The sequence below is a fragment of the Duganella sp. CT11-25 genome (assembly GCF_047302815.1).
In the GTDB taxonomy this organism is placed as follows: Bacteria; Pseudomonadota; Gammaproteobacteria; order Burkholderiales; family Burkholderiaceae_D; genus Rugamonas.
In genome coordinates this window covers 6061891-6081142 of the sequence record NZ_JBKBFD010000001.1, presented here as the reverse complement: position 1 = coordinate 6081142, position 19252 = coordinate 6061891, and the positions used below count along the sequence as shown (strand labels likewise).

The 19252-nt window shown below is 64.7% G+C and carries 21 protein-coding genes; 8 read left to right on the top strand and 13 right to left on the bottom strand.

Going from position 1 to position 19252, the window contains the following annotated elements:
- Positions 1–13: 13 nt before the first annotated feature.
- The 8 genes from ACEN9F_RS26265 to rpsP form a co-directional block, all read right to left on the bottom strand.
- Positions 14–2776, bottom strand: coding sequence for a M16 family metallopeptidase (locus ACEN9F_RS26265; RefSeq protein WP_413424850.1), 2763 nt, complete (start codon positions 2774–2776; stop codon positions 14–16).
- Between the two features lie 95 nt (positions 2777–2871).
- Complete coding sequence (locus tag ACEN9F_RS26260) at positions 2872–3198, bottom strand: DUF3579 domain-containing protein (protein ID WP_413424848.1); 327 nt, start codon at positions 3196–3198, stop codon at positions 2872–2874.
- A 249-nt stretch (positions 3199–3447) separates the two neighbouring features.
- A complete protein-coding gene (locus ACEN9F_RS26255) occupies positions 3448–4416 on the bottom strand; it encodes a CobD/CbiB family protein (protein WP_413424846.1) in 969 nt (322 codons plus the stop codon).
- A gap of 53 nt (positions 4417–4469) precedes the next feature.
- Positions 4470–5138: a CoA pyrophosphatase gene (locus ACEN9F_RS26250; RefSeq protein ID WP_413424844.1), complete on the bottom strand. Its 669-nt coding sequence runs from the start codon at positions 5136–5138 to the stop codon at positions 4470–4472.
- Between the two features lie 67 nt (positions 5139–5205).
- The gene (rplS, locus tag ACEN9F_RS26245) at positions 5206–5592 is read right to left on the bottom strand and encodes a 50S ribosomal protein L19 (protein ID WP_176654977.1); all 387 of its coding nucleotides are present in this window, start codon (positions 5590–5592) and stop codon (positions 5206–5208) included.
- A 122-nt stretch (positions 5593–5714) separates the two neighbouring features.
- Positions 5715–6461 (bottom strand): tRNA (guanosine(37)-N1)-methyltransferase TrmD, encoded by a 747-nt coding sequence (gene trmD, locus ACEN9F_RS26240; protein ID WP_413424842.1) that lies wholly within the window; start codon positions 6459–6461, stop codon positions 5715–5717.
- 20 nt (positions 6462–6481) lie between these two features.
- On the bottom strand, positions 6482–7042 hold the full coding sequence (gene rimM / locus ACEN9F_RS26235; protein WP_413424840.1) for a ribosome maturation factor RimM: 561 nt from the start codon (positions 7040–7042) through the stop codon (positions 6482–6484).
- Between the two features lie 14 nt (positions 7043–7056).
- Complete coding sequence (gene rpsP / locus ACEN9F_RS26230) at positions 7057–7302, bottom strand: 30S ribosomal protein S16 (RefSeq protein ID WP_008446017.1); 246 nt, start codon at positions 7300–7302, stop codon at positions 7057–7059.
- Positions 7303–7521: 219 nt separating this feature from the next.
- Between rpsP and ACEN9F_RS26225 the strand changes: the two genes are divergently transcribed.
- The 4 genes from ACEN9F_RS26225 (at position 7522) to ACEN9F_RS26210 (ending at position 10426) form a co-directional block, all read left to right on the top strand.
- Positions 7522–7959 carry a hypothetical protein gene (locus tag ACEN9F_RS26225; protein ID WP_413424838.1) on the top strand — a complete coding sequence of 146 codons (438 nt, stop codon included), beginning with the start codon at positions 7522–7524 and terminating at the stop codon, positions 7957–7959.
- A 14-nt stretch (positions 7960–7973) separates the two neighbouring features.
- Complete coding sequence (locus ACEN9F_RS26220; protein ID WP_413424836.1) at positions 7974–8561, top strand: glycine zipper 2TM domain-containing protein; 588 nt, start codon at positions 7974–7976, stop codon at positions 8559–8561.
- 22 nt (positions 8562–8583) lie between these two features.
- A complete protein-coding gene (locus ACEN9F_RS26215) occupies positions 8584–9369 on the top strand; it encodes a substrate-binding periplasmic protein (protein ID WP_413424834.1) in 786 nt (261 codons plus the stop codon).
- 70 nt (positions 9370–9439) lie between these two features.
- Positions 9440–10426 carry a proline dehydrogenase family protein gene (locus ACEN9F_RS26210; RefSeq protein WP_413424832.1) on the top strand — a complete coding sequence of 329 codons (987 nt, stop codon included), beginning with the start codon at positions 9440–9442 and terminating at the stop codon, positions 10424–10426.
- On the opposite strand, the gene ACEN9F_RS26205 is transcribed toward ACEN9F_RS26210, so the two are convergent.
- Positions 10427–11335 (bottom strand): LysR family transcriptional regulator, encoded by a 909-nt coding sequence (locus ACEN9F_RS26205; RefSeq protein WP_413424830.1) that lies wholly within the window; start codon positions 11333–11335, stop codon positions 10427–10429.
- 91 nt (positions 11336–11426) lie between these two features.
- Between ACEN9F_RS26205 and ACEN9F_RS26200 the strand changes: the two genes are divergently transcribed.
- Genes ACEN9F_RS26200 through leuD form a run of 3 tightly spaced genes read left to right on the top strand, consistent with a single transcriptional unit; the run spans position 11427 to position 14337 of the window.
- Complete coding sequence (locus ACEN9F_RS26200; RefSeq protein ID WP_413424828.1) at positions 11427–12305, top strand: alpha/beta fold hydrolase; 879 nt, start codon at positions 11427–11429, stop codon at positions 12303–12305.
- A gap of 12 nt (positions 12306–12317) precedes the next feature.
- Positions 12318–13739 carry a 3-isopropylmalate dehydratase large subunit gene (gene leuC / locus ACEN9F_RS26195; protein WP_413424827.1) on the top strand — a complete coding sequence of 474 codons (1422 nt, stop codon included), beginning with the start codon at positions 12318–12320 and terminating at the stop codon, positions 13737–13739.
- Positions 13732–14337, top strand: coding sequence for a 3-isopropylmalate dehydratase small subunit (leuD, locus tag ACEN9F_RS26190; protein WP_413424825.1), 606 nt, complete (start codon positions 13732–13734; stop codon positions 14335–14337). Before leuC ends, leuD begins: the two co-directional genes overlap by 8 nt.
- Here the strand turns inward: leuD and ACEN9F_RS26185 are convergent.
- A complete protein-coding gene (locus ACEN9F_RS26185) occupies positions 14334–15071 on the bottom strand; it encodes a siderophore-interacting protein (RefSeq protein WP_413424823.1) in 738 nt (245 codons plus the stop codon). The genes leuD and ACEN9F_RS26185 overlap by 4 nt on opposite strands.
- Before the next feature lie 26 nt (positions 15072–15097).
- On the opposite strand from ACEN9F_RS26185, the gene ACEN9F_RS26180 reads away from it, so the two are divergent.
- Entirely contained in the window at positions 15098–15571 is a 474-nt protein-coding gene (locus tag ACEN9F_RS26180) for a MarR family winged helix-turn-helix transcriptional regulator (protein ID WP_413424821.1), read from the top strand.
- A gap of 3 nt (positions 15572–15574) precedes the next feature.
- On the opposite strand, the gene ACEN9F_RS26175 is transcribed toward ACEN9F_RS26180, so the two are convergent.
- From ACEN9F_RS26175 to ACEN9F_RS26165, 3 genes are all read right to left on the bottom strand, one after another.
- Positions 15575–16300 carry a metallophosphoesterase family protein gene (locus ACEN9F_RS26175; protein ID WP_413424819.1) on the bottom strand — a complete coding sequence of 242 codons (726 nt, stop codon included), beginning with the start codon at positions 16298–16300 and terminating at the stop codon, positions 15575–15577.
- A gap of 143 nt (positions 16301–16443) precedes the next feature.
- On the bottom strand, positions 16444–18234 hold the full coding sequence (locus ACEN9F_RS26170; RefSeq protein WP_413424817.1) for an acyl-CoA dehydrogenase: 1791 nt from the start codon (positions 18232–18234) through the stop codon (positions 16444–16446).
- A gap of 76 nt (positions 18235–18310) precedes the next feature.
- Complete coding sequence (locus ACEN9F_RS26165) at positions 18311–19243, bottom strand: electron transfer flavoprotein subunit alpha/FixB family protein (RefSeq protein WP_413424815.1); 933 nt, start codon at positions 19241–19243, stop codon at positions 18311–18313.
- Between the last annotated feature and the right edge of the window lie 9 nt (positions 19244–19252).

Sequence of the window (19252 nt, the reverse complement as noted above, 5' to 3'; positions counted from 1 at the left end):
GTCAGTTCCGGGTTTATTTCTTCGCCGGCGCCGCTGCGGCGCCGGCCTTGGCCTTGGCTTCGTCGCCGGCCATCACCACGCTCAGCTTGGCCGGATCGATGGCCTTGCGGAAGGCGGCGTTGACTTGCGCCAGCGTCGCCGCCTGCAGCTTGTCCTCATACTCCTTGCTCCAGTTGTAGCTACGGCCCAGGTGCAGATTGCGCACCCAGCCCGCCGCCAGCACATCGTCCTTCGAGCGGTTCTGCACGCGCTGCTGCAGCAGGCCCGATTTGGCGCCTTTCAGCTCCTCGGCCGTGAAGCCGTCCTTCAACGCGCGCTCCAGTTCCTGCTTGACCGCCGCCTCCAGCTTCTTCAGGTTCTGCGGCGCGGCGATGGCGCCGATGCTGAAGCTGCCGGCGCGGTCGATCTCGCCCGCCTGCAGCCCCGAACCGCCGCCATACGACAGCCCGTCCTTCTGGCGGATACGGTCCATCAGCCGCGATTTCAAACCGCCGTCGCCGAAGATGTAGTTGGCCAGGTCCAGCAGCGGGTAGTCGGCGTCGTTGACGTTCAGGTCGATGTTCACGCGCGCGGTGTAGAAGCCGTTCTCCTTGTCCGGCGCGTTCAGCGTCTTGTACAACGGCGCCTTGTCCGCATTGGTGCTGGTGATCGCCGCATAATCGACCTTGCTGTTCCAGCCGGTGAAGCTCTCATCGATGGTCTTGCTGATCGCGGCCTTGTCGAAGTCGCCGACGATCGCCAGCTCGCCGTGATTGGCGCCGTAGTACTGGCGATGGAAGGCCACCACGTCCTCCAGCTTGAGCGCCTTGATGGCGGCCAGTTGCTCGTCCACCGTCATCGAAGCGCGCACATCGCCCTTCGGATAATGGTCGAAGTGCTGCGCGATCTCCTGGCTGGCCAGCGCCTGCGGCTCATTGCGCGACGCCTCCACACCGACCAGCCATTGCTGGCGCAGCTGCTCGAATTCCGACGCCGGGAAGCTGGCGTCCTTCAGCACATGCGCCACCAGCCGCAGCGCCGCATCCAGGTTCGGGCCGGTGGTCTCGAAGTGATACAGGCCGCCGGAGATCTTCAGCTTGGCGAAAGCGTCGGCCAGCTGCTCGCGGTTGTACTTGCTGGTGCCGCGCATCAGCATCTCGTTGGCCGCCTCCGACACGATCGAGGTGTTGAACAGATTCTTCTCGTCGCCCCAGTTCAGCTGCATGTCCACCGACACCGCCTCGCCGCGGTTCTTCTTCGGCAGCAGCGCCACCTTCAGGCCGCCGATGGTCTTGACCTCGGTGCGGGCGTTGATGTTGGCCTGGGTCGGCTCGAACACCTCCGACGTCAGCACGCTGTCCTTGCCCTTGAAGTCCTTCATCACCTCGGCCACGGTCGGCGCGGCCGGGATGTCCACGCGCAGCGGATGGTCTTCCGGCACAAAGCTGCCGACCACGCGGTTGTCGCGCTTCAGGTAGCGCGCGGCGGCCGCGGCCACCTGCTCGGACGTCACGCTGGCCAGCTTGTCGCGGCCCTGGAACAGCAAACGCCAGTCGCCCAGCGCGATCTCCTCGGACAAGGTCACACCGACCCGCTGCGGATCGTTCAAGGACTTCTCGATGCTGTTGTTGTAGTTGCGGCGCACGCGCTCCATCTCATCCGGCGTCGGCGGCGTCTGCGCAAAGCTCTCCACCGCCGCGATCAGCGCGTCGCGCACCGGCTCCAGCGGCTCGCCCGCCTTGACCACCGCGCCGATGATCTGCAGGCCCGGCGCATAGCCGGTCTGGCCGAAGCTGAACACCTGCGCCGCCTTGCCGCTTTCCACCAGCGCCTTGTGCAGGCGGCCGGTCGGCGTGTCGCCCAGGATCTCGGACATGAAGCTCAGCGCGTCGCTGTCTTCCTGCAGCGCCGACGGGATCTTGTAGCCCAGCGCCACCACCTGCACGTCGCCCTTGCGGCGCACCACGAAACTGCGCTCGCCATCCTGGGTCGGCTCGACCGTCCAGAACGGCGGCAGGCTGCGCTTCGGCTTCGGAATCACGCCGAACGATTTGCTGATCCACGCCAGCGTCTGCGCCGGATCGAATTTGCCCGCCACCAGCAGCACCGCGTTGTCCGGCTGGTAGTAGGTGCGGTAGAAGGCCTGCAGGTTCTCGATCTTGACGTTCTCGATGTCGCTGCGGTTGCCGATGGTCGAGCGGCCGTAGGAATGCCAGTCGTAGGCCACGCTCTGCATGCGCTTCAGCAGCACCGAGAACGGGCTGTTCTCGCCGGCCTCGTACTCGTTGCGCACCACCGTCATCTCGGAGTCAAGGTCCTTGCGCGCGATGAAGGAATGGACCATGCGGTCGGCCTCCATGTCCAGCGCCCATTTCAGGTTGTCCGGGCTGGCCTGGAACACTTCGTAGTAGTTGGTGCGGTCGTAGGAGGTGGTGCCGTTGAATTCCATGCCGCGATTGGCGAATTCCTGCGGGATGCTGCGGTTCTTGGGCGCGCCCTTGAACATCAGGTGCTCCAGCAGGTGGGCCATGCCGGTCTCGCCGTAGTTTTCGTGGCGCGAGCCGACCAGGTAGGTGACGTTGACGGTGACGGTGGGCTTGGACGCGTCCGGGAACAGCAGCACCTTCAATCCGTTCGGCAGCCGGTATTCGGTGATGCCTTCAACGGCGGGTCCCTTGACCACGCCGGCCGGCAGCGCGGCGGCCGATGCGGCCCAGGCGGAACCGGTGGCGACGAAGGACAGGCCGCACAGCATCAGGCTGGCGGCGGCGGCGTGTTTCAGACGGCTGTTGTTCATGGTCTCTCGCGAAAAAAACTGAAGAACAGGCAGCATACGCCCTACCCCGCCCCCGTGGATAGGTACTTAAGTAAATTTTAATATTCGGAAAAAGATCAGTGCTTCTCGGGCACCAGGCAGGCGTCGACCATCTGCAGGTCGTTGTCCTTGGCGAAGGAGATGACGAAGTGATAGGCCAGCGGTTCGAGCTCGCGCAGCTTGCCGTTGACCACCACCGACTTGACGCCGTTGACCACGGTCGGCGTCACGTAGGGCGAGAACTGCAGGTGGGAATCGCGGCCGCCGCCGTAGCCTTCCGGCTTGAAGCAGGCCATCACGCCGCACAGGCGCTCAGCCCAGTCGCTCGGACGGAACTGCCGGCCATTGCTGGTCTGGCCAAGAATGAAGAACGAATCGACCGGTTTTTGAACTGACTCTGCCATGGGCGCGGCTGCTTATGCGTAGATACTTGTTGGTAACAAGAATGCGTGGAAGACCCCGGCGCGAAGGAGCTTGAAGCGCACCGGGCGGATATCATTCTGTAAGAATCTTACGTATTATATCTTATAGAAGACCTAAATACGTAAGTCATTGATTTCAATCCATCTTTCCGTGCAGATAACCACTTTGGTGCAGAAAATTCATCTTACCGCACCACAGCAATGCCGCTATTGTACCCGCGTTGCCCGCCCTTATGGCGATGCGCCCAGCCAGATCGCGCTCGACAACAGCAATAACAACATCATCCACAGCAGCAGCGCGCGCCACACCAGGCCGACCGTGCTCTGCAGGGCGCGCACGCCCGGCTCCTCGCCCGGCAGCACCTCCGGCTCGACGTCCGAGCTGTCCACCGTGGCGGCGTCGACCAGCAGCACCTTGGCCGCGTTTTCCACCGGCGTGCCCAGCCGCACGCCCATGGCGCCGCCGCCGGCCGACAGGATGATGCCGATCGCCTCGTTCGACCAGCGATGGGCGAAATTGCGCCAGGCGTAGATTGCATCCTCGAAGTTGCCGACCACGGCGAAGGCCACGGCGGTCAGGCGCACCGGGATCCAGTCGATCCAGTAGAACGCGCGCGCGGCGAACTGGCCGAACGCCTCGTTGCGCATGTGCTCGGGCTCGTTCCAGGCGCGCGCCAGGTGCTCGGACACGCGGTACATGACGGCGCAGGCGGGGCCCAGCGGCATCAGGAACCAGAAGAACACGCCGAACACGTTGCGGTGGGTGGTGATCAGCGCCTTTTCAACGGCGACGCGGGAAATCTCGGACACTTCCATGCCGACCGTGTCGAGCTTGGTCCATTCGGCCAGCAAGGCGCGCGCGCCGGCCTCGTCGCCGGCGTTCAGCGACAGCTGGATCGACGTGAAATAGTGGCTGTAATGGCGGAAGCCCAGGGTCAGGTAGACGATCAGCACGTTCCAGGCGAAGGCCGCCAGGAACCAGTCGTAATAGCGCAGGACCCAGTAGATCAGCGCCGTCGGCACCATCAGGATCGCCATCATCAGGAACCAGCCCATGCGGCCGTGGGTCGAGTGGCCGGCGTTGAACCAGGTCTCCATCCGCAGCGCCAGGCGCTTGATTTCGGTGTAGACCGGGTTATCCGCACGCAGCGGTTTCATTTGCTCGATCAGCAGCGCGCATAGAATGGAGATGAATGTCATTAATGGTCCTTTGAGTCGGCATTGCCTTAATGCCCGCTACGATAGCGTAGTTCTTACTCCGCGCGCAAGAAATGGAACAGATTCCGCAGCATGCCGGCCGTCGCGCCCCAGATGTAATAACCTTCATACGGCATCGCATAAAACGTGCGGCGCCCGCCCGGCAACTCGACCGACAGGCGCTGGTGGTTCGCGCCGTCCATCAGGAAGGCCAGCGGCACCTCGAAAATGGCCGCCACCTCGGACGGATCGGCGGTCACCTCGAACGGCGGCTCGATCAGCCCCACCACCGGCGTGACGCAGTAGCCGGTGCCGGTCAGGTAGCGCGGCATGCTGCCGAGGATCTCGACATGGCGGCGCGCCAGGCCGATCTCCTCTTCCGACTCGCGCAGCGCGGTGTCGACGGCGTCGCGGTCGTAGTCCTCGGCGCGGCCGCCGGGAAAGCTGATCTGGCCGGCATGGTCGGTCAGATGGTCGGTGCGCTGGGTCAGCAGCAGCGTCAGGCCGTGGGCGCGCCGCACCAGCGGCACCAGCACCGAGGCCTGCGTCGGCGCGCGCTCCGCGCGGCCGGGCAAGACGCGCTCGCCGGCTTCCGGCGTCCACAGCGGGGGCCGGGCGAAGCGGCCGCGCAGCCATGCGGGCGCCAGGCGCTCCGGCGCGACGGCGGGCTCGCCGGCGATCGCATCGATGGGAAGTTGTTGCGGGTCGAACGAGGGCTTGGCCAAGACGCTACCTCCAAGTAAAAAGGGGGCACCAGTTGGCGCCCCCTTCATCCAAACACAAGCGCGGCGATTAAGCTGCGGTTGCTTTCGCCGCTGGGCGACGGTTTGGCAGTTTTTCCTTGATACGTGCCGATTTACCGGAACGATCACGCAGGTAGTACAGTTTAGCGCGACGTACGTCACCGCGGCGTTTCACTTCGATCGAAGCGATCAGCGGGGAGTACAGCTGGAAGGTACGCTCGACGCCTTCGCCGGACGAGATCTTGCGAACGATGAAGTTCGAGTTCAGGCCACGGTTGCGACGGGAGATCACGACGCCTTCGTATGCCTGGGCGCGCTTGCGGGTGCCTTCGACGACGTTAACGTTGACGATCACGGTATCGCCAGGTGCAAAATCAGGAATGGTTTTGCCCAGGCGAGCGATTTCTTCTTGCTCGAGTTGTTGAATCAGATTCATTTTGATGACTCCATAAACCATCATGCTGGCGCGCAATGAGTTGTAAAAACTCGCCCAGTAGAGGATGGGGTTAACACAAGCGGGTATGCAACATGCGGTCCCCGCGGGCTACGACAACAGGTTTACAAACCTGCCAAAAACTTTTCGTCATGCTTGCTGAGCAATCCTGCCGCGCGCGCCTTGACGAGCAAATCCGGGCGCTTGCGCGCGGTCGCCTCCAGCATGCGCTGGCGGCGCCATTTCTCGATCTCGGCGTGGTTGCCGCCCATCAGCACCGGCGGCACGCCCACACCTTCATAGATATCGGGCCGCGTATAGTGCGGCGAATCCAGCAAGCCGTTGACGAAACTGTCCTCGATCGCCGACGCATCCGTGTTCAGCACGCCGGGAATCTGGCGGATCACGGCATCCATCAAGGCCATCGCCGGCAGCTCGCCGCCGGACAGCACGAAATCGCCCAGGCTGATTTCCTCGTCGACGCAACGGTCGAGCAAGCGCTGGTCCACCGCCTCGTAGCGGCCGCACAGGATCACCAGGCCGGGCTCCTGCTTCAGCTGCATCACGCGTTCATGCGTCAACTGCTTGCCCTGGGGCGACATGAACACCACGCGGGGCGCGGGCAGGCCGGCATCGGTCTGGCGCTGCTTCGCCGCGTTGAGCGTCGCTTCCAGGGGCTTGGCCAGCATCACCATGCCGGGGCCGCCGCCATAGGGGCGGTCATCCACGGTGCGGTGGTTGTCGGTGGTGAAATCACGCGGATTCCACAGCGACAGGCCACATTTATTCTGTTCAAACGCGCGCCGGGTGACACCCGACTGCGTCAGTGCGGCGAACATTTCGGGGAACAGGGTCACGACATCAAATTGCATGGCGGGCCGCCCTTATGTTCTTAGTAATCAAGGCCCCAGTCGACGGTGATCTTGTTCGCGGCCTTGTCCACCTTGATGACGAACGCCTCCACAAACGGGATCAGGCGCTCCTGCGCCGCAACCTCGGGATCAGCCTCCGGCAGCGCGGCTGGCGTGATGCGCAAGATCGACTGCGGACCGTTGCTCATCATGTCAGTCACCTTACCGAGGTGCTCACCTTGCAAATTCTCTACATCCAGACCGATCAACTCGGTCCAGTAAAACTCATCGTCGGACAGCGCCGGGAAACGACTGCGCGGAACCGAGACAGCGGCGCCCTTCAGCGCTTCTGCGACGTTCCGATCGGTCACTCCCACCAGCTGCGCGACCACGTCGCCGCCATGCAGTTTGCACTGCTTGACATCGACATCGTGCAGATTCGGCTTGTCGATCCACCAGGTCTTCACCGACAGGAGTGCATCCGCATCTTCCGAGAAAGGACGTATCCTCACCCAGCCAGCAACGCCGTAGGCACCGAAGACAAAGCCTACTTGTGCCAGATCGTCGGGGACTTGCACCCCGGATGCATTCTTATCGGTCAAACCAGCAACCAGACTTAAGCAGCTTTGTTCGAAGCTACCAGGCGTGCAACGGTCGGCGACAGTTGGGCGCCAACGGATTGCCAGTGAGCCAGACGGTCAGCGGTAATACGCAGTGGCACTTCGCCACCGGATGCCATCGGGTTGTAGAAACCGATGCGTTCGATGAAACGGCCATCGCGGCGATTGCGCGAGTCGGTTGCAACGATGTTGAAGAACGGACGCTTCTTGGCGCCTCCACGAGCTAAACGAATAACGACCATAATATTTCCAAAAAGTGTGCTAGGACGGAAAAAGCCGCAAATTATAGCGCGCTTTGCCGCGAAGCAGCAAGCGTTAATGAAATAATCGGGCAGATTGGGGTAATCGAAGATTATCCCCCGTTCCGGCTTGCGGGGCAATAGCCATGACAACAAAAAAGGTAGGCCGGGAGCGGTATTATGCCCGATACTGGATGTTTTCCGCCTAATTGCCGAACAACCATGACCGCTTTGACTGTTTCGCACCACAATCGCCACAAAAACAAGACCTTCGCCGCCGTGCTGGCCTTCCTGTTCGGCGGCCTCGGCCTGCAACGCCTGTATCTGCGCGGCCTGCGCGATCCCTGGCTGTGGGCGCACCTGGCCTGCCTGCCGGCCGCGCTGTTGGTGTCGACGCTGGCGCCGCAGGCGGACGGCTTCTATAAATTGCTGCCGATCACAGTCTCCGGGCTGGTCGGCTTCCTCGAAGCGCTGGTGCTGGGCCTGATGCCGGACGAAAAATGGGACGCCCGCTTCAACCCCGGCTCCGGCAAGCAATCGGACACGCACTGGCCGCTGGCCGTGGTCTTGGTCGCCAGCATGATGATCGGCGCCGGAGGCCTGATCGCGACGATTTCCCGCCTGTTTGACTTGTTGTACACTGGTGGCGCCTACGGTTAACAAGGAGAAAAAGCATGCACAACCGTTCCATCGCGATTGCCCTGATGCTGGCCGGACTGATGTCCAGCGTCCAGGCGCAACCCACCTCGAAAGAACAATACAACGCCGAAACCAAGCGCCTCGCCGCCCGCTACGCGGACGACAAGAAGCTATGCAACGAAGACAGCACCTCCGGCACCCGCATGCAATGCCTGCGCGACGCCAAATCCGAATACGACAAATCGCTGGCGCAGGCCAAGGCCGAATACGGCCCGGCCAAGCCGGGCGAATGCCATGAATGCGGCAAGGTCACCTCGGTGGTGCTGGGCGAAAAAGCCGGCGAAGGCAGCGCGCTGGGCGTGATCGCCGGCGGCGTCGCCGGCGCCCTGCTGGGCAACCAGGTCGGCAGCGGCCACGGCCGCCAGCTGGCGACGGTCGCCGGCGCGGCGGGCGGCGCCTACGCCGGCAAGAAAATCGAAGAAAAAGCCAAGTCCAGCAAGCAGTGGACCGTGCACGTCCAATACGACAACGGCCAGCACGCCAGCTTCAACTTCGACCACGACCCGAAGATGCTCAGCGGCGACCGCGTGCGCAACGCCAACGGCACCATCGTCCGCAACTAAACTCCTAAACGGCGAGGAGAGAATGATGGCTCCCGCAAACATTCAACGCCGCATCGCCGCCTGGCGGGCAGTCGCGGCCTTCTGCTGCCTGCTGCCCGCGCTGCCCGCCTTCCCGGCGGAGCACCTGCGCGTCGCCGCCCAGATCGGCACCGAACCCAAATTCCTGCGCAACGACGGCCACGTCATCGGCCTGTGCACCGACATCATGCGCGCCATCGAACGGATCGAGCCCGGCCTGACCTTCAAGGGCGACCAGCACTGGATGCCGGTGACGCGCATGATGACCGAACTGGCCGCCGGCGCCCAGGACGCCGCCTGCGGCATGCAACACACTCCCGAGCGCGACCGCCTGTTCATCTATCTGGAACCACCCTTGTTTTCGGTCGACTACGTGATGATCGCGCGCCGCGACGATCCGGTGGAAGTCCGCAGCTGGGAAGACCTGCGCCAGCTGCAACCGGCGCCCATCGTGCTGGTCAATCGCGGCTTTGCCGTCAGCGTCACGCTGGCGAGCATCCCCGGCATCCAGTTGGACGCCAGCGCCACCGACACCAAGCTCAATCTGGAGAAATTAATAGCTGGCCGAGGCCGCCTGTATTTTCATCGCGGCCCGGGCATCCAGCGCATGCTGGAACGCGCCGGCGTGGCCGCCAAGGTCCGCGTGCTGCCGGGCTCGCTGCTGCGCACCGAGTCCTACTTCATCGTCGGCAAGCACGTCGCCGCGGCCACCGTGGAAAAGCTGCGGATGGCCATCTCGCAACTGGAAAAAACCGGAGAACTGCAGGCGATACTCCGCAAGTGGAGTTGACCGGCTGTCCGGCTCGGTTTCTCGATATATGGCACCATCTGCCTGGCTGACTAACCCGACAGGAACCGCCGTGCAAGCACCGACCGTCCCAACCTTCCCCGCCCAATGGCAAGCACTGGTGGACCAGGCCGCCACCACGCTGCGCGCGCTCGCGCTTGACGAGACCGCCAAGGAAAAATTCTGCGGCGATCCGCTGCTGCGGCCGTATATGCACAAGGTCTCGCAGCGCTACGTTGCCGGCCAGACCGTGGCCGAGGCATTGCAGCGGGTCGAGCACATCATCGCCCAGGGCCACGCCGCCTCCGTCGAATACATGGGCGAGAGCGTGCGCGACGCCGCCTTCGCGATGGCCGAGACCGAAGTCTTCATGGAACTGACCAAGGCCATCGGCCAGCGCAACCTGAACTGCTCGGTCTCGCTGGACCTGTCGCACATCGGCTCGCTGGTGGACCTGGAACTGGGCTACCGCAACGCCCGCCGCATCGCGCTGGCCGCCGCCGAGATCAACCGCGAGGTGATGATCTCGATGGAAGCCCACGACCGCGCCGACGACATCTACGCCATCTACGCGCGGCTGCACCAGGAAGACGGCCTGCACAACGTCGGCATCACGGTGCCTGCCAGGCGCCACCGCACGGCGCGGGACTTGCCGGCGCTGATGAAGATTCCGGGCCGCATCCGCCTGGTCAAGGGCGCCTTCCTGGAATCGGAGGAGATCTCCCACCACCGCAACAGCCCCGAGCTGGCCGCCGCCTACCGCCGCTACGCGCACGAGTTGCTGCTGAGCGGCCACAAGTGTTCGATCGCCACGCACGACCGCGGCATCCAGGCCGACCTGAGCGCGCTGATCCTCAAGGAACGCATCGATCCGCGCTGGTATGAATTCGAATCGCTGATCGGCCTCGGCACCGAGCAGATCGCCGGCCTGAAAGCGCGCGGCTTCCCCACCCGCGAATACGCGGTATTCGGCGAAGAACATTTCCTCTACGTGCTGAACCGCATCGCCGAAGAGCCGGTGCGCGTCTACCAGGCCATCATCGACGTCATGGCGCCCTAGTTACCAGCCGCCCCCGCCCAGGTGCGGCGCGAAACGGTTGGCCAGGAAATCGACGAAGGCGCTGACCTTGGCCGACAGGTTCAAGCGCTCCGGATAGACGGCAAAGATGTCGGCGCCCGGCAGCGACCACTCCTCCAGCACCGGCACCAGCCGCCCGGAACGCAGGTAAGGCGCAGCATCCCATTGCGAGCGCATGATGATGCCGTAGCCCTCCAGCGCCCACGCCACCGCCGTCTCGCCGTCGTTGGTGCTGAGCGTGCCGCGCACCTTGACGTTCTCCTGCCGGCGGCCGTTACTCAAATGCCACACCCCATACGCCGCCTCATCCTCGCGGATGACGATGCAATCGTGCCGCTGCAAGTCGTTGGGCACGGCCGGCGCCGCCACCTTGTCCAGATACAGCGGCGAGGCACACAGCAGCCGCCGGTTGGAAGCGATCTTGCGCGCCGTGATGCGCGCGTCCGGCAGCTCGCCGATGCGGATGCCGACGTCGTAGGCCGCGTCGACCAGGTTCATCGGCCGCTCGGTCATCTGCAACTGCACCTCCACTTCCGGATAGCGCCGCGCGAACGCCGCCACCGCCGGCGCGATATGCCGCCGCCCGAAACCGAAGCTGGCGTTCACCCGCAGCAGCCCCTTCGGCTCGGCGCGGCTGCTGACCACCTTCATCTCCAGCTCCTCGATATCGGCCAGGATGCGCGCGCCGTTGCTCAGGTACACCTCGCCCTCGTGCGTCACGCTCATGCGGCGCGTGGTGCGGTTCAATAGCCGCACGCCCAGCCGCTGCTCCAGCGCCGCCAGCCGCTTGGTCACCACCGGCGGCGTCACGCCCAGCTCGCGCGCCACCGCCGCCAGGCTGCCCTGCTTGATCAGCAAGGCAAAAAACGCCAGATCGGACACCGCATCCATTATTAACTCCTGAGAAAGAATAGATTTAATTCCTACGAATTATATGCTTCATCTGTGGATATACAATCGTCTGCAACTCAGGAGGACTACGATGTTTCCCCATTTTGAACGGCACACCGTCGACGTCGGCGGCATCCACATCAACTGCATCAAGGGCGGCAGCGGCCCGGCGCTGCTGCTGCTGCACGGCCATCCGCAGACGCACGCCATCTGGCACAAGGTGGCGCCGCAACTGGCCGAGCGCTACACCGTCATCGCCGCCGACCTGCGCGGCTACGGCGACAGCGGCAAGCCGGCCGGCCTGCCCGACCACAGCAACTATGCCAAGCGCGTGATGGCCGCCGACCAGCTGAGCCTGATGCGGCACTTCGGCCACCAGCGCTTCCTGGTGCTGGCCCACGACCGCGGCGCGCGCGTGGCCTACCGCATGGCGCTCGACCATCCCGAGGCCGTCAGCCGCCTGGTCACGCTCGACATCGCGCCAACCTTGGCGATGTACGAAAAAACCTCGATGGCCTTCGCCACCGCCTACTACCACTGGTTCTTCCTGATCCGTCCGGCGCCGTTCCCGGAAACGCTGATCAACTCCCATCCCGGCGACTACCTGAAGCACACCATCGGCGGCCGCAGCGCCGGCCTGGCGCCGTTCACCGACGAAGCCTACGCCGAATACCTGCGCTGCCTGCAGGATCCGGCCACCGTGCACGGCATCTGCGAAGACTACCGCGCCAGCGCCGGCATCGACCTCGACCACGAACGCGCCGACCTCGCCGCCGGCCGCAAGATCGCCTGTCCGATGCTGGCCCTGTGGGGCGCGCATGGCGCGGTCGGCAAATGCTTCGATCCGCTGGCCGAGTGGCAGGCGCTGGCCGCCAACGTACGCGGCCACGCCCTCGACTGCGGCCACTACATCCCGGAAGAAGCGCCGCAAGCGCTGCTGGACCAGGTACTGCCCTTTTTCGACCACTAACCAGAGAATCCCATGCCATCCACCCTGTACCGCAAGCTGGTCGACTCGCACACCGTCGCCCGCATCGACGAACAGCACGTGCTGCTGTATGCCGACCTGCACATCATGAACGAATACACCAGCCCGCAAGCCTTCACCGCCCTGCGCGACCAGCAGCGCCGCGTGCTGCGTCCGCGGCAGCAACTGGCCGTGGTGTCGCACATCATCCCGACGCATCCGGTCGGCGCCGCGCAGCGCGTCATCATGGATCCGGCCTCGTCGCTGCAGGCGCGCAACCTGAAGCGCAACTGCGACGAGTTCGGCATCAGGCTGTTCGACACCACCGATGCCGACCAGGGCATCGAGCACATCGTCGCCCCCGAGCACGGCCTGATCCGTCCCGGCATGGTGGTCATGTGCGGCGACAGCCATACCACCACCTACGGCGCGCTCGGTGCGCTGGGCTTCGGCGTCGGCACCTCGGAAGTCGAGCACATCCTGGCGACGCAAACGCTGGTCTACCGGCTGGCGGCCGACATGCGCATCCGCGTCGACGGCGAGCTGCCGCTGGGCACCTCGGTCAAGGACCTGATCCTGCTCATCATCGGCAAGATCGGCGCCCAGGGCGCGCGCGGCTATGCGGTGGAATTCTGCGGCTCGACCATCGCCGCGCTGTCGGCCGAAGCGCGCATGACCATGTGCAATATGGCGGTGGAAGCCGGCGCCCGCGCCGCGCTGATCCAGCCGGACCAGATCACCGTGGACTACGTAAGCGCACACGTGCAAGACCTGCGCGGCGCGGCACTGGAGCAAGCCAAGGCCGGCTGGCGCGAACTGTATTCCGACGCGGGCGCGCGCTTCGACGTCGAGCACGTCTTCAACGCCGACGACGTCGAACCCTACGTCACCTGGGGCACCAGCCCCGACCAGGGGATGCCGGTCACCGGGCTGGTGCCCAACCCGGCCGCCAGCGCCGACCCGCAGGCGCGCGACACCATCGGCCGCGCGCTGGACTACATGGGCCTGCATGCGGCGACGCCGATCGAACGCACGCCGGTCAACCGCGTCTTCATCGGCTCCTGCACCAACGGCCGCATCGAGGACTTGCGACTGGCCGCCGCCATCGTGCGCGGCCGCAGCGTGGCCCCGGCCGTGCGCGCCATGGTGGTGCCCGGCTCCGGCAGCGTGCGCCGCCAGGCCGAGCAGGAGGGACTGGCGCAGATCTTCATCGACGCCGGTTTCGAATGGCGCCAGCCGGGCTGCTCGATGTGCCTGGCGATGAACGACGACGTGCTGGAACCGGGCGAACGCTGCGCCTCCACCACCAACCGCAATTTCGAAGGCCGCCAAGGCCGCGCCGGCCGCACACATCTGATGAGTCCGGCCATGGCGGCGGCGGCGGCCATCACCGGCTACATCGCCGACGTCCGCAAACTGGGAGTACACCATGCATAACATTGAAGGCATCGCCGCGCCGCTGCTGATCGACAACCTCGACACCGACCAGATCATGCCCAAGCAATTCCTGCGCATCATCACCAAGGAAGGTCTGGACCAGGGCGTGCTGTACGACCTGCGCTGCAATCCCGACGGCACGCCCAAACCGGATTTCGTGCTCAACCGCACGGACTACGACGGCGCCAGCATCCTGATCGGCGGCGCCAACTTCGGCTGCGGCTCCAGCCGCGAGCATGCGGTATGGGGCCTGCAGCAATTGGGAATCGAGGTCGTGATCGCCTCCAGCTTCGGCGAAATCTTTTTTGGCAACGCGCTCAACAACCGGCTGCTGCTGATCGTGCTGGGCCAGCGGCAGGTCGATGCGCTGGCCGCCGAAGTGGCGGCGCCGCCGGCCAACCGTCTCGTCGTCGATCTCGACAGCATGACGGTGCGCAGCGCCGGCGGCCTGGTATTTCCGTTCACGCTGGGCCGGCGTCACAAGCAGATGATCACCGAGGGCCTGGACATGGTCGGCGCGACGATACGGCAACTGGCCGATATCGAAGCGTTCGAGCGGCGGCATGTCGCCCGCGCGCCGTGGACGCGGGTACTTTAATCTTCCAGGTTCTCGTGGAAATTGCTGCCGCCGCGCTTCCAGTAGGCGGCGGCGCGGATCTGGTGCTTGCCCAGTCCATGCGCGCCCACCAGTTCCTTGCGCACCGCCGCCATCGTCGCGGCCTCGCCGGCGCACCACGCATAGCCCTCGCCTTCCGGCAACACCAGCGCCTGCACCGCCTCGATCAGCTCGGCATCGCTGGACACCCAGCGCACGTCCATCGTACGCCCCGTCACCAGCGCGCGCCGATCGGCCGCATCGGCAACCTTGATCATCGCCAGCACCGGCGCCTGGTCCGGCAACTCCTCCAAGCGGCGCGAAATGGCCGGCAAGGCGCTCTCGTCGCCGATCAGCAGATGCCAATCGTAGTCGGTCGGAATAATGAAGGAACCGCGCGGGCCGCCGATCAGCGCCTGCTGTCCCGGCGCCGCCTGCGCCGCCCACAGCGCAGCAGGACCGTCGCCGTGCAGCGCGAACTCGATGCACAGCTCGCCGGTCACCGGATCGAAGCTGCGCGGCGTGTAGTCGCGCCGGACCGCGTCCTCGCCCTGCCCCAGGATGAATTTCACGTGATCGTCGAAGGAAGCGCTATGGAAATCGTGCAAAGCCTCGCCACGGAAGGTGATGCGGCGGAAATGGCTGCCGATGGCGCGCACCTCCGCCACTTCCACGGCGCGGATCTTGAGTTCGTGGCGCACGCGCTGCACACGGCTGATAGGAGCGTCTATACTCATGTCTTTACCTGCCCAGATAATTGATAATGTCACCCATTATTCCCAAATCAGATGACAATGTCAACCAAAAACGCGACGCACACCTGGACGGCGTGCTGGACCTCATCCACACGATCATGCATCAGTTCCGTTCGCAGCAATTCCAGGCCCTGCGCGAAGACTCGCACGACCTGACGCCGATGGAAAGCCGGGTACTGGGATTTTTCGAGCGTCACCCGGGCGGCACGCAAAGCGACCTCGCCCGCCACAGTGGGCGTGACAAAGCCCAGGTCACGCGCCTGATCGCCGGCCTGCGCGAGCGCGGCCTGCTGCAAGGCGAAGCCGACGCGGCCGACCGCCGCAACACGCGGCTGTCGCTGACCGAAGCCGGACTTGCGGCCCAGCAGCAGATCAAGCGCCATGCCGAACAATTGAATGTGCAAGCGCTGCAAGGGCTGAGCGCCGAGCAGCGGCAAACCCTGCAAGACCTGCTGCTGCAGGTAAAAAACAACCTGGACTAGTCGCTACATATACCCGGTGAGCAAGGCGCGCACCCAATCCGGGCGGCCATTGCGCTGGGCCAGTTCGGCCATCGGGCGGAAATCGTAGGGCACGGCGATCAGCGTGCTGATCCACTCGCCGGCGATCTGCTCGACGATGGCATAGCGCGCATCGGGCGAGCCGTTCAGGGCCTGGTGGAAGACGGGATGATCGTCGTCATAGGCCTGCAGCCCGACGCTGCCCGGGTTGACGATCAGCGTCCCGTTCGACGCGCGCACCGAGCGCGGCACGTGGGTATGGCCGCACACCACCAGTTCGGCGCGGACCTCGCCCAGCCGCCGGTCCACTTCGGCGGTGGTGGCCAGGCGCATCAGGCCCGGCTCCACGCTCTCAAGAAAATACGTGACATCGCTGTCCGGCGTGCCGTGGCACAGCAGCACATCCTCGTTCAGCCACAGCGATGGCTTGAGCGACGCCATCCACGCCAACTCGGCCTCGCCCAGCTGCGATCGTGCGTACTCATCGGAAGCGCCGGGACTGCCGGCCAGCACCTGCCGCTCATGGTTGCCGGCCAACTGCACCCAATCCTGCGCCATCAGAAACTGCGCCGTTTCGCGCACCATCAGCGGCCCGGACAGGCTGTCGCCCAGGTTGACGACACGATCCACGCCGCGCCGCCCGATATCGCGCAGCACCGCCTCCAGCGCCGGCAAGTTGCCGTGTATATCCGAAACAATCGCAATCCGCATCACCACCTCCGAGAACGCAAAGTGTAACGCAAAAAAATCCGGGGTCAGGTCCAGCATCTGGACAGGAGCTCAACCGTAGAATGCAGATACGGAAGAGATCGTGTCCAGATGCCGGACCTGACCCCGGAGTTGCCGGAGGTACTTTAGAACTGGTCTTCGCTCAAGGCGAGGACGCCGGCGCTGCCGTCGATGATGGCGATGCGCAGGCCCGAGGATTGCGACAGGATGTGGTCGGCGAAGAAGCGCGCGGTGGCGATCTTGGCTTTGTAGAAGGCGGCGTCGCCCTCGCCCGCGTCCAGCTTTTGCTGCGCGATCAGCGCCGCGCGCGCCATCTGCCAGCCGCCCAGCACGATGCCGGCCAGTTTCAGGTACAGCACGCTGCCCGAGAACACGCCCTTGATGTCGCTCTTCATGTTGTTGGCGACGTAGTCCACCACCGCTTCCAGGTCCTTGCTGCCGGCCGACAGCTGCGCCAGGATGGCCTTGAAGTCGGCGTCGCCGGAAGCCGCCAGTTGCGCTTCGGTGTCGCGCACCTGGGCGATGATGCTCTTGGCCACCGCGCCGCCGTCGCGCACGGTCTTGCGGCCGACCAGGTCGTTGGCCTGGATCGCGGTCGTGCCTTCGTAGATCGTCAGGATCTTCGAGTCGCGGTAGTGCTGCGCCGCGCCGGTTTCTTCGATGAAGCCCATGCCGCCATGCACCTGCACGCCGTCGCGCGCCACGTCTTGCGACATCTCGGTCGACCAGCCCTTGATGATCGGCACCAGGTATTCATACACGGCCAGGTTGGCCTTGCGGACTTCCGCATCGGCGTGGCTGTGCGCGACATCGCTGATGCCGGCGCCGACGTAGGCCAGCGCGCGCGCCGCCTCGGTCTGCGAACGCATGGACATCAGCATGCGGCGCACGTCCGGATGATGAATGATGGCCACCGGACCGGCCGAACCGGCCAGGTCGCGCGACTGCACGCGGTCCTTGGCGAACGCCACCGCCTTCTGATAAGCGCGCTCGGCCAGGCCGATGCCCTGCAGGCCGACGCCGAAGCGGGCCGCGTTCATCATGATGAACATGTATTCCAGGCCGCGGTTCTCCTCGCCCACCAGCGTACCGATGGCGCCGCCGTGGTCGCCGAATTGCAGCACGGCGGTCGGGCTGGCCTTGATGCCCAGCTTGTGTTCGATCGAGACGCAATGCGCATCGTTGCGCGCGCCGACCGAGCCGTCCGCGTTGACCAGGAACTTCGGCACGATGAACAGCGAGATGCCTTTCACGCCAGCCGGTGCGTCCGGCGTGCGCGCCAGCACCAGGTGCACGATGTTTTCGGCGAAGTCATGCTCGCCGTAGGTGATGAAGATCTTGGTGCCGAACACCTTGTAGGTGCCGTCGCCCTGCGGCACGGCGCGGGTGCGCACGGCGGCCAGGTCGGAACCGGCTTGCGGCTCGGTCAGGTTCATGGTGCCGGTCCATTTGCCCGATACCAGGTTTTCCAGGTAGATGGCTTTCTGCGCGTCGCTGCCGGCGGTCAGCAGCGCTTCGATGGCGCCGTCCGACAGCAATGGGCACAGCGCGAACGAGATGCTGCCGGCGTTGAGCATTTCGATGCACGGCGTGGCCAGCAGCTTCGGCAGGCCCTGGCCGCCGAATTCCACCGGATGCTGCACGCCTTGCCAGCCCGCCTCGGCAAACGCCTTGAAGGCGTCCTTGAAACCCTTGGAGGTGGTGACCTGGCCGTCGTGCCAGAAGCTCGGCTCCTTGTCGCTCGGATTGTTCAACGGTGCGATCACGTTGCTGACGAATTTGGCGTTCTCTTCCAGGATGGCTTCGGCCGTGTCCGGGGTCGCGTCTTCGTTGCCCGGCAGCGCGTTGACGGCGGCCAGGTCTGCCAGTTCGTTCATCACGAACAGCATGTCTTTCAGGGGTGCTTGATATGGCATCTTATGTCTCCAAGAAAAAAGCCACGGCAATCCGGCGGGGCCGGATCAGCGTGGCTTCGTAGCGCTCTACGTGGGATTAGCCCAGTTCGGCAACCAGTTGCGGCACGATGTCGAACAGATCGCCCACGATGCCGTAGTCGGCAACGGAGAAGATCGGCGCTTCAGGATCTTTGTTGATCGCGACGATGGTCTTCGAATCCTTCATGCCGGCCAAGTGCTGGATCGCGCCGGAAATACCGACCGCGATGTACAGCGTCGGCGCGACGATCTTGCCGGTCTGGCCCACTTGCCAGTCGTTCGGCACGTAGCCGGCGTCGACCGCTGCGCGCGACGCGCCCATGGCGGCGTTCAGCTTGTCGGCCAGCGGTTCCAGGATCTTGAACGCTTCGCCCGAGCCCATGCCGCGGCCACCGGATACGATGATCTTGGCGGCGGTCAGTTCCGGACGGTCCGACTTGGCCAGCTCGCGGCCGACGAAGCTCGACTTGCCCGAATCGGCCACTGCCGCAACGGTTTCGGTGGCGGCCGAACCGCCGCTGGCGGCAGCGGCGTCGAAGCCGGTCGAGCGCACGGTGATGACCTTGATCTTGTCCGACGATTGCACGTAGGCGATCGCATTGCCGGCGTAGATAGGACGCTCGAAGGTGTCCGGCGAGTCGACCTTGGTGATTTCCGAGATCTGCGCCACGTCCAGCTTGGCGGCCACGCGCGGCAGGATGTTCTTGCCGTAGGCGGTGGCCGGCGCCAGGATGTGGCTGTACGAAGCGGCGATCGCCAGCACTTGCTCGGCGACGTTTTCAGCCAGGCCGTCCGCGAAGTGCGGCGCGTCGGCGACGATGACTTTCGATACGCCGGCGATGGCGGCGGCAGCGGCGGCGGCGGCGCCGGCGTTGGAACCGGCCACCAGCACGTGCACATCGCCGCCGCACTGAACGGCGGCGGTCACGGTGTGGAGGGTGCTGCCTTTCAGGCTGGCGTTGTCGTGTTCGGCGATTACTAATGCGACCATGGTTTTTCC